The organism is Shewanella sp. ZOR0012 (assembly GCF_000798835.1).
Lineage (GTDB): Bacteria > Pseudomonadota > Gammaproteobacteria > Enterobacterales > Shewanellaceae > Shewanella > Shewanella xiamenensis.
Window position 1 is genome coordinate 1,539,098 of record NZ_JTLE01000094.1, and the last position, 9,186, is coordinate 1,548,283.

Sequence of the window (9,186 nt, forward strand, 5' to 3'; positions counted from 1 at the left end):
ATACGATAAAAATTATTTTTGTACGTTGTATGTAGCCTCGGCAGAGACTGCTAAGTACGGAGTGTGTTATGAAGCTTCCTATCTATTTAGATTATGCCGCCACCACGCCTGTTGATCCGCGAGTTGCGGAAAAAATGTTCCAATACATGACGATGGATGGCATTTTCGGTAACCCAGCATCACGTTCTCACCGTTATGGTTGGCAAGCTGAAGAAGCGGTAGATGTCGCTCGCAACCAAGTGGCTGATCTTATCAATGCAGATCACCGTGAAATCGTGTTTACCTCTGGTGCAACTGAGTCGAATAACCTCGCCATTAAAGGCGTTGCGCATTTCTACAATAAGAAAGGCAAGCACATTATCACCAGTAAGACTGAACACAAAGCTGTGTTAGATACTTGCCGTCAACTTGAACGTGAAGGTTTTGAAGTCACCTATTTAGAACCAGAATCTAACGGCATTATTCCGATGGCGCGCTTAGAAGCGGCAATGCGTGACGACACTATTCTCGTCAGCATTATGCACGTCAACAACGAAATCGGTGTGATCCACGATATCGATGCAATCGGTGAGTTATGCCGTTCAAAAGGCATTATTTTCCATATGGATGCGGCGCAAAGTGCTGGTAAAGTACCGATTGATGTGCAACGCACTAAAGTAGATCTGATCTCCATTTCTGGCCACAAAATGTATGGTCCTAAAGGGATTGGTGCCTTGTATGTTCGTCGTAAACCCCGTATCCGCTTAGAAGCGCAAATGCACGGTGGTGGTCATGAGCGGGGTATGCGTAGTGGTACTCTGCCAACTCACCAAATCGTCGGTTTAGGTGAAGCTGCGGCGATTGCAAAAGCTGAAATGGCAACAGATGACGCGCGTATTGCTAAGCTGCGTGACAAATTATGGAATGGTATTAAACACATTGAAGAAACCTATATCAACGGTGATATGACTCAGCGTGTGAGTGGCAGTCTCAACGTTAGTTTCAACTATGTTGAAGGTGAGTCACTGATGATGGCCTTAAAAGATTTAGCGGTTTCATCGGGTTCGGCTTGTACCTCAGCCAGTTTAGAACCGAGCTACGTGTTACGTGCACTGGGCTTAAATGATGAAATGGCGCATAGCTCGATTCGTTTCTCTATCGGCCGTTTTACCACCGAAGAAGAAATCGACCACGCTATTGAAGTTATTACTCAATCTATTGATAAATTAAGAGAAATGTCTCCATTGTGGGAAATGTTTAAAGATGGCATCGACCTGAATCAGGTGCAGTGGGCCCATCATTAATTCGACTAATGACAATAGATAATTTTGGAGCAGTATCATGGCTTACAGTGAAAAAGTGATAGATCATTACGAGAACCCACGTAACGTTGGTTCTTTCGATAAAAACGATCCTTCAGTCGTAACCGGTATGGTGGGTGCACCAGCTTGCGGTGACGTGATGAAGTTACAACTGAAAATCGGTGCTGACGGCATTATCGAAGATGCTAAGTTCAAAACCTATGGTTGTGGTAGTGCGATTGCATCAAGCTCACTGGTCACTGAGTGGGTTAAAGGCAAGACAATTGAGCAAGCTGCGGCGATCAAAAACACTGATATAGCTGAAGAGTTAGCTCTGCCACCCGTAAAAATCCACTGTTCTATTTTGGCTGAAGACGCCATTAAAGCGGCGATTGACGAGTACAAATCTAAACAAGCTAAGTAACATCTGGAGTTAAGATGGCAATTACAATGACCCCAGCGGCAACTGAACGCGTCAGGTCTTTCTTAGCAAATCGAGGCAAGGGCATTGGTCTGCGCCTCGGCTTAAAGACGTCAGGCTGTTCAGGTATGGCTTATGTGCTTGAGTTTGTTGATGCACTGAACGATGACGATGAAGTATATGATATTGATGGTGTAAAAATCATTATTGATGCGAAAAGCTTTATCTATCTTCAGGGCATTGAATTGGATTTTGTTAAAGAAGGACTGAACGAAGGTTTCCAATTTAACAACCCGAACGCAAAAGGTGAGTGCGGTTGCGGTGAGAGTTTCACTGTTTAATTGCCGAATTGACGCATGAATTATTTCGAGCTGTTTAAGTTTTCTCCTACCTTCGATATTGACACCGCATTGCTTGCAGAACGCTACCGCGACCTGCAACGTGCGGTTCATCCCGATAAGTTTGCCAATGATACCGAGCAACAACGGTTGTTGTCGGTGCAACGCACCGCACAAGTCAACGACGGTTATCAAACCCTAAAAGACCCCATCCGCCGTGCTGAGCATATGCTCTCCCTGCGTGGTATTGATTTAAGTCATGAGACCACGACAGTGAAAGATACTGCATTTTTAATGCAGCAGATGGAATGGCGTGAAGCACTTGAAGATATTCGTGATAGCGCCAATCCCCAAGCCAGCATTGATGAACTGTACGATTCTTTTGCGACTTACCGCGCTCAGTTGAATAAAGTATTGGCTTCACAGCTGAGCAGTGGCAGTGACGAAGACGCCTTGTTAGCGGCAGATCAAGTTCGCAAACTTAAATTTATGGCAAAATTACACGATGAACTGACGCGTATCGAAGACGCGTTGCTCGATTAATTTTCCTTATTGCAGTTATTTTGCCGATTCCGATTGATTTGAGTCGGCGTTACTAAGTTGGATACATATGGCCCTTTTGCAGATTGCTGAGCCCGGACAAAGTGCCGCGCCGCACCAACATAGACTTGCCGTTGGCATCGATTTAGGTACAACCAATTCACTTGTGGCTGCTGTACGCAGTGGCGTAACGGCAACCTTGCCCGATGAAAACGGACAGCATTCTTTACCTTCGATAGTTCGTTACACTCATGATGGAATTGAAGTGGGTTATGTGGCGGCGTTAAGTTCAGCGCAGGATCCTAAAAACACTATCGTTTCCGTTAAACGTTTCATGGGGCGTAGTCTTGCGGACATCCAAGCTGGTGAGCAATCTTTCCCATATCAATTCGAAGCCAGTGAAAATGGTTTACCGCTGTTTGTGACGCCCCAAGGTCGAGTGAATCCGGTGCAAGTTTCTGCCGAAATTTTACGTCCTTTAATTGAACGCGCCGAAAAAACCCTTGGCGGTGAGCTGCAAGGTGCAGTGATCACTGTGCCTGCGTATTTCGATGATGCCCAGCGTCAGGGAACTAAGGATGCAGCATCGTTATTGGGTATTACTGTTTTACGCCTATTAAATGAACCCACTGCGGCTGCGATTGCCTATGGCTTAGACTCTAAGCAAGAAGGTGTTATCGCCATTTACGATCTCGGTGGCGGCACCTTTGATATTTCTATTTTGCGCTTAAACCGTGGCGTATTTGAAGTACTGGCTACGGGCGGCGATTCTGCGCTCGGTGGTGATGATTTTGATCATCTTTTACAAGCACATATGCAGCAAGTGTGGCAACTGACTGATATCGACTCTCAGTTAAGTCGCCAGCTATTGATTGAAGCGCGCCGGGTGAAAGAAGCCTTAACCGATTCGAGTGATACAGAGGCTAGTCTTACCCTTGCCGATGGTTCGGTGCTCAAACAAGTGGTTACTAAGGCGCAATTTGAGAGCCTCATTGCTGCGCTTGTGAAGAAAACCATCGCAAGTTGTCGCCGCACCCTACGTGATGCGGGCGTAACGGCTGATGAAGTGCTTGAAACCGTCATGGTTGGCGGCTCTACCCGCGTGCCATTAGTACGTGAGCAAGTTGAAGCCTTTTTTGGTAAAGCGCCATTAACCTCAATCGATCCTGACCGTGTTGTCGCCATTGGCGCGGCGATTCAGGCTGATATTTTGGTCGGTAACAAACCCGAATCTGAATTATTACTGCTCGATGTGATCCCCTTGTCGTTAGGGATTGAAACCATGGGCGGTTTAGTGGAGAAAGTGGTGTCTCGTAACACGACTATCCCCGTGGCACGCGCCCAAGAGTTTACCACCTTCAAGGATGGGCAAACGGCGATGGCGTTCCATGTCGTGCAGGGTGAGCGCGAGTTAGTTGACGATTGCCGCTCTCTAGCACGCTTTACCCTAAAAGGTATTCCACCGTTAGCGGCAGGTGCAGCTCATATTCGGGTGACCTTCCAAGTGGATGCCGATGGATTGTTAAGTGTGACTGCCATGGAGAAATCCACTGGCGTGCAATCGAGCATTCAGGTCAAGCCTTCGTTTGGTTTATCGGATACTGAGATCGCGACTATGCTCAAAGACTCGATGAAGCATGCTAAAGAAGATATCAGCCGCCGTATGCTGGCTGAGCAGCAAGTTGAGGCGGCGAGGGTGCTTGAGTCCTTGAATGCAGCGCTCTCTAAAGATGGTGACTTACTCACAAGCGATGAGCGTCAGCAGATTGATACTGTGATGGCTCAGCTGGTTCACGTCGCTGGCGGTGATGATGCTGATGCGATTAAAAATGCGATCGAAATTCTTGATGAACATACTCAAGATTTTGCCGCAAAACGTATGGATAATTCTATTCGAGTGGCCTTTAAAGGTCAGTCAATTGACAAGATATAGGTGATGTGATGCCCCAGTTAGTCTTTCTTCCCCATGCTGAGTTGTGTCCCGATGGCGCAGTGTTGGAAGCTGAAGTAGGTGAAACGATTCTCGATGTGGCGCTGCGCAATGGCATCAATATCGAACATGCCTGTGAAAAATCCTGTGCTTGCACTACGTGCCATTGCATTGTGCGTGAAGGATTTGATGAGCTAGAGCCAAGTGATGAACTTGAAGACGATATGCTTGATAAAGCTTGGGGACTCGAGCCTGAGAGCCGCTTATCCTGTCAGGCTAAAGTGGTTGATTGCGATCTGGTGATTGAAATGCCTAAATACACTGTCAATATGGTGAGCGAAGGCTAAGTCACTTTTGTGCTGAAATCGCCAAAAACCAGTCCTAGTGACTGGTTTTTGGCTTTTGTAGACTAGCATTTGCGCAAGCAATAATAGCCATGATTGATTTATCCTTAAGCAAGCGTATTATGCGCTCAAAATGAAATGGTTGTCGGAGACCAGAATGAGAATCGCGATCCTATCGCAAGGGCCTGAGCTATATTCCACAAAGCGACTCGTTGAGGCTGCGACATTACGTGGTCACGAAGTCAAAGTGATCAATCCGCTCGAATGCTATATGAACATCAATATGCGCCAATCGAGCATTCATATTGGTGGTGAAGAATTACCGCCCTTTGATGCGGTGATCCCACGTATCGGCGCATCAATTACCTTTTATGGCTCTGCGGTGCTGCGCCAGTTTGAGATGATGGGCGTCTACGCACTCAATGATTCTGTTGGCATTTCGCGCTCCCGCGATAAGCTGCGTTCAATGCAGTTGATGTCACGTCGTGGTATTGGTTTGCCGATCACTGGCTTTGCCAATAAGCCAAGCGATATTCCTGATTTAATCGATATGGTTGGTGGCGCGCCGCTAGTGATTAAATTGCTTGAGGGCACTCAAGGTATTGGCGTTGTTCTGGCTGAAACCCGTAAAGCGGCTGAAAGCGTGATTGAAGCTTTTATGGGATTAAAGGCTAATATCATGGTACAAGAATATATCAAAGAAGCTAACGGTGCGGATATTCGTTGTTTTGTCCTTGGTGATAAAGTCGTCGCTGCGATGAAGCGCCAAGCCATGCCAGGGGAGTTTCGCTCAAACCTCCACCGTGGCGGTACGGCGAGTTTAGTTAAACTCACGCCAGAAGAACGCTCAGTGGCTATTCGTGCCGCTAAGACCATGGGCCTGAACGTTGCGGGTGTGGATTTATTGCGTTCCAACCATGGCCCATTAGTGATGGAAGTGAATTCTTCACCAGGCCTTGAAGGGATCGAAGGTGCTACAGCTAAGGATGTCGCTGGGGCAATAATCGAGTTTGTTGAGAAAAACGCAATTAAGACAAAAAAAACAACTCAAGCGTAAAGTGAGTGGTGATTAAGCTAAACTCAGGTGAAATGCGTTGAAATGTCCGTTTGCATAGGGGAAAGAGGATGTCATTAAAGTGGATTGATTCATTAGATATCGCCTTGGAATTACTGGAAAAACATTCAGATGTTGATCCCCGCAAACTGCATTTTACCGAGTTGTATGAGTGGGTGTTAGCGCTAGAGGATTTTGATGACGATCCTAAACATTGCAATGAAAAGGTATTAGAAGCTATTCAACAATGCTGGATCGAAGAAAAATAACATCAGTTACTCACCATGTTGTTGCGGCAACTTGTCCACGAAAAAACTAATTGGTGTGACATCTATCACGCTTATTTGGCTGTGAAATGGGATTTTAGTCGGAGTTTGATCAGTATCAAATTCCTTTTTATTGAATAACGTACCTTGTTACTTATCGGTTAAGCAGTTAACCGCTTAATATTATTCTCGCAACGCAAGGATGTTCACATGAAACTTTTGTTTGCTATGTTATTCACACTGTTACCCGCGTTGGCATGGGCTCATCCTGGTCATGGCGGTGTCGGTTTATTCCATCATTTGCTCGATTTAGCGCCAGCGGTTATTTTGGTTGCTTTAATTGCTTGGGCTGGAATTTGGGCAAAAAATAGAAAGTAAGCTAATTTGATAACGCTTACTCCTGTATTCATCTCCTTAGAGATATCTCGATAATAAATTGCCAGTTGCCCTTAAATGACAACTGGCGTTTTTTTGTGTGATCAATCTGGTTACAAATCCAGCCAATGTGCGCAATATCTCAGACTTATGTGCTTTAAAGATAGGATTTACTTTTTAAATTTCGTATAATCCGCGCGAATTTTTTCAAACTTGCTGACAAAGGAAGCTTGTTATGGCGATCGAACGCACATTTTCTATCATTAAGCCTGATGCTGTTGCTAAAAACCACATCGGTGCAATCTACAACCGTTTTGAAACTGCTGGTCTGAAGATCGTTGCAGCTAAAATGTTACACCTGACTAAAGAACAAGCTGAAGGTTTCTATGCTGAGCATAGCGAGCGTGGCTTCTTTGGTGCTCTGGTTGCTTTCATGACCTCTGGCCCAATCATGGTCCAAGTATTAGAAGGCGAAAACGCTGTTTTAGCTCACCGCGAAATTTTAGGTGCAACTAACCCAGCTCAAGCGGCTCCTGGTACTATCCGTGCTGATTTCGCTCAAAGCATCGACGAAAACGCAGCTCATGGTTCTGATTCTTTAGCATCTGCAGAACGTGAAATTGCATACTTCTTCAGTGCTGAAGAACTGTGTCCACGTACTCGTTAATCTGAGTGCGAGACCGAAAAAGGGAGCCTTAGTGCTCCTTTTTTTTTGGCTGGAATTGGCTACGGAATCGCGTTGGCGTGTTTGTAATGCACTATTTTTATTTGGTTTTTAAAATTTCTTAAATTTCTTCCTTGAAATCCGCTTTCCTATCCTTATATCTATTGCAGGATCGCTCGATGAGGATCCCAATCGATTCTGTGCCGTTAGGACAGAAGTTAATTTAGGCGAAACAAATGTGTGTTTTCAACTTGAAGACCGTTCGCCAATTTCCCATATTGCTTAAGATAAGGATATGAATATGCGTACTTATGATTTAACTCCTCTTTACCGTAGTGCTATTGGTTTTGACCGTTTAGCCCAGATGGCTGAGCATGCTGCTGCGAATAATGGCAACTCAGGTTATCCTCCATACAACATTGAATTGCTTGGTGAAAACCGTTATCGCATCACGATGGCTGTGGCCGGATTTTCAATGGATGAATTGGAGATCAGTAGCGAAGGCGAAAAATTACTTGTTAAAGGTAATAAAGCTGAGAGCCAAACTGAACGTAAATATCTCTATCAAGGAATTGCAGAGCGCGGTTTTGAGCGCACTTTCCAGCTTGCTGATTATGTGACCGTTTTAGGGGCAAGCTTAGAGAATGGTTTATTAAATATTGATTTAGTGCGTGAAATTCCTGAGGCTTTAAAACCTCGTAAGATTGAAATCACCACATCGCGCTTATTAGATGGTCAATCCTAATCTAGAATCGCGCGGATAAAGAAGGGGAGCTAAATGCTCCCCTTCTTGTTATTTTTTGTCTGGCTCGAATTGGAGATGTTTTCTAAGCGTTATCTTTATATAAGCTCTTTAGGCTTTCATCGCTTTTTCGCCGCGGGCTAACCCCACAACACCCGAGCGCGATACTTCAACCACCTTGGTCACTTCACCCATCGAATGAATAAAGGTATCGAGTTTTTCGGTCGTCCCCACCAATTGAATGGTATAGAGATTAGCGGTGACATCGACAATCTGCCCACGGAAGATATCGGCGGTGCGCTTAATTTCTTCCCTAAGCTCCCCTTGGGCACGGACTTTAACCAGTGCCAGTTCTCGCTCAATATAAGCTGACTCGGTGACATTCGACACCTTAAGCACATCTACTAACTTGTGCAGTTGTTTTTCGATTTGCTCAAGAACCTTCTCATCTGCAACCAGTGAGATATTAAGACGTGACAAGGTATTATCGTCAGTCGGTGCCACGGTTAAACTTTCAATGTTGTAACCGCGCTGGGAAAATAGGCCGACAACACGGGATAGGGCGCCGGATTGGTTTTCGAGTAATACAGATATAATTCGACGCATTAGCATTTCTCCGTTTTGCTTAACCACATTTCATTCATCGCGCCGCCGCGGATAAGCATCGGATAAACGTGCTCAGTCTCATCCACCATAATGTCGATAAATACCAATCTGTCTTTCATGGCGAGGGCTTCGGCCATCTTAGATTCAAGCTCTGCGGGATCGCTAATCGTCATGCCAACATGGCCATAGGCTTCGGCAATTTTGGCGAAGTTGGGTACCGAATCCATATAGGAATGGGAATGGCGACCCGAGTAGATCATATCCTGCCACTGCTTAACCATGCCGAGGAACCGGTTGTTTAAGTTGATAATTTTAACCGGCGTATCGTATTGCAGTGCTGTAGATAGCTCTTGAATGTTCATTTGAATTGAACCATCACCCGTGACGCATACGACGGTTTCATCCGGCATCGCCATTTTGACACCCATTGCAGCGGGTAAACCAAAGCCCATGGTGCCAAGGCCACCGGAGTTAATCCAATGGCGGGGTTTATCAAAGGGATAATAGAGTGCGGCAAACATTTGATGCTGGCCCACATCCGAGGCGACATAGGCCTCACCATTAGTGAGTTTGTAGAGAGTTTCAATCACTTGCTGTGGTTTGATCCGATGACTTTCCTTATCGTA

General features: G+C 45.5%; 13 protein-coding genes. 11 read left to right on the top strand and 2 right to left on the bottom strand.

Annotation, left to right across the window (positions count from 1 at the left end; genetic code table 11):
- Positions 1-68: 68 nt before the first annotated feature.
- The 11 genes from L976_RS08435 (at position 69) to L976_RS08480 (ending at position 7,957) form a co-directional block, all read left to right on the top strand.
- Positions 69-1,283 carry an IscS subfamily cysteine desulfurase gene (locus tag L976_RS08435; protein ID WP_037418361.1) on the top strand — a complete coding sequence of 405 codons (1,215 nt, stop codon included), beginning with the start codon at positions 69-71 and terminating at the stop codon, positions 1,281-1,283.
- 37 nt (positions 1,284-1,320) lie between these two features.
- Positions 1,321-1,704 carry a Fe-S cluster assembly scaffold IscU gene (gene iscU, locus L976_RS08440; RefSeq protein ID WP_011072277.1) on the top strand — a complete coding sequence of 128 codons (384 nt, stop codon included), beginning with the start codon at positions 1,321-1,323 and terminating at the stop codon, positions 1,702-1,704.
- Between the two features lie 14 nt (positions 1,705-1,718).
- Entirely contained in the window at positions 1,719-2,042 is a 324-nt protein-coding gene (iscA, locus tag L976_RS08445) for an iron-sulfur cluster assembly protein IscA (RefSeq protein ID WP_011072278.1), read from the top strand.
- Positions 2,043-2,057: 15 nt separating this feature from the next.
- On the top strand, positions 2,058-2,582 hold the full coding sequence (gene hscB / locus L976_RS08450) for a co-chaperone HscB (RefSeq protein ID WP_047536004.1): 525 nt from the start codon (positions 2,058-2,060) through the stop codon (positions 2,580-2,582).
- A gap of 67 nt (positions 2,583-2,649) precedes the next feature.
- A complete protein-coding gene (gene hscA, locus L976_RS08455) occupies positions 2,650-4,512 on the top strand; it encodes a Fe-S protein assembly chaperone HscA (RefSeq protein ID WP_047536007.1) in 1,863 nt (620 codons plus the stop codon).
- A gap of 8 nt (positions 4,513-4,520) precedes the next feature.
- The gene (gene fdx, locus L976_RS08460) at positions 4,521-4,856 is read left to right on the top strand and encodes an ISC system 2Fe-2S type ferredoxin (RefSeq protein WP_037418353.1); all 336 of its coding nucleotides are present in this window, start codon (positions 4,521-4,523) and stop codon (positions 4,854-4,856) included.
- A 154-nt stretch (positions 4,857-5,010) separates the two neighbouring features.
- Positions 5,011-5,910, top strand: a complete 900-nt coding sequence (gene rimK / locus L976_RS08465; protein WP_037418350.1) for a 30S ribosomal protein S6--L-glutamate ligase — start codon at positions 5,011-5,013, stop codon at positions 5,908-5,910.
- Between the two features lie 68 nt (positions 5,911-5,978).
- Entirely contained in the window at positions 5,979-6,176 is a 198-nt protein-coding gene (gene iscX, locus L976_RS08470; RefSeq protein WP_037418347.1) for a Fe-S cluster assembly protein IscX, read from the top strand.
- Positions 6,177-6,383: 207 nt separating this feature from the next.
- Positions 6,384-6,551 carry a hypothetical protein gene (locus L976_RS23200; RefSeq protein WP_037418345.1) on the top strand — a complete coding sequence of 56 codons (168 nt, stop codon included), beginning with the start codon at positions 6,384-6,386 and terminating at the stop codon, positions 6,549-6,551.
- A 232-nt stretch (positions 6,552-6,783) separates the two neighbouring features.
- Complete coding sequence (gene ndk, locus L976_RS08475) at positions 6,784-7,215, top strand: nucleoside-diphosphate kinase (protein ID WP_011072285.1); 432 nt, start codon at positions 6,784-6,786, stop codon at positions 7,213-7,215.
- A gap of 298 nt (positions 7,216-7,513) precedes the next feature.
- Entirely contained in the window at positions 7,514-7,957 is a 444-nt protein-coding gene (locus tag L976_RS08480) for an Hsp20 family protein (RefSeq protein ID WP_047536010.1), read from the top strand.
- Positions 7,958-8,065: 108 nt separating this feature from the next.
- Here L976_RS08480 and ilvN read toward each other — a convergent pair whose 3' ends face one another.
- Together ilvN and L976_RS08490 are read right to left on the bottom strand one after the other, a co-directional pair.
- The gene (ilvN, locus tag L976_RS08485; RefSeq protein WP_047536012.1) at positions 8,066-8,560 is read right to left on the bottom strand and encodes an acetolactate synthase small subunit; all 495 of its coding nucleotides are present in this window, start codon (positions 8,558-8,560) and stop codon (positions 8,066-8,068) included.
- Positions 8,560-9,186 (bottom strand): thiamine pyrophosphate-dependent enzyme (locus L976_RS08490; RefSeq protein ID WP_047540305.1); only part of this gene is annotated, 627 nt, incomplete at its 5' end. The genes L976_RS08490 and ilvN, both read right to left, overlap by 1 nt.

Bases quoted from the DNA above. Each gene is read 5' to 3' on its own strand.
- L976_RS08435 (WP_037418361.1), top strand. From the start codon at position 69: ATGAAGCTTCCTATCTATTTAGATTATGCCGCCACCACGCCTGTTGAT.
- iscU (WP_011072277.1), top strand. From the start codon at position 1,321: ATGGCTTACAGTGAAAAAGTGATAGATCATTACGAGAACCCACGTAAC.
- iscA (WP_011072278.1), top strand. From the start codon at position 1,719: ATGGCAATTACAATGACCCCAGCGGCAACTGAACGCGTCAGGTCTTTC.
- hscB (WP_047536004.1), top strand. From the start codon at position 2,058: ATGAATTATTTCGAGCTGTTTAAGTTTTCTCCTACCTTCGATATTGAC.
- hscA (WP_047536007.1), top strand. From the start codon at position 2,650: ATGGCCCTTTTGCAGATTGCTGAGCCCGGACAAAGTGCCGCGCCGCAC.
- fdx (WP_037418353.1), top strand. From the start codon at position 4,521: ATGCCCCAGTTAGTCTTTCTTCCCCATGCTGAGTTGTGTCCCGATGGC.
- rimK (WP_037418350.1), top strand. From the start codon at position 5,011: ATGAGAATCGCGATCCTATCGCAAGGGCCTGAGCTATATTCCACAAAG.
- iscX (WP_037418347.1), top strand. From the start codon at position 5,979: ATGTCATTAAAGTGGATTGATTCATTAGATATCGCCTTGGAATTACTG.
- L976_RS23200 (WP_037418345.1), top strand. From the start codon at position 6,384: ATGAAACTTTTGTTTGCTATGTTATTCACACTGTTACCCGCGTTGGCA.
- ndk (WP_011072285.1), top strand. From the start codon at position 6,784: ATGGCGATCGAACGCACATTTTCTATCATTAAGCCTGATGCTGTTGCT.
- L976_RS08480 (WP_047536010.1), top strand. From the start codon at position 7,514: ATGCGTACTTATGATTTAACTCCTCTTTACCGTAGTGCTATTGGTTTT.
- ilvN (WP_047536012.1), bottom strand. From the start codon at position 8,560: ATGCGTCGAATTATATCTGTATTACTCGAAAACCAATCCGGCGCCCTA.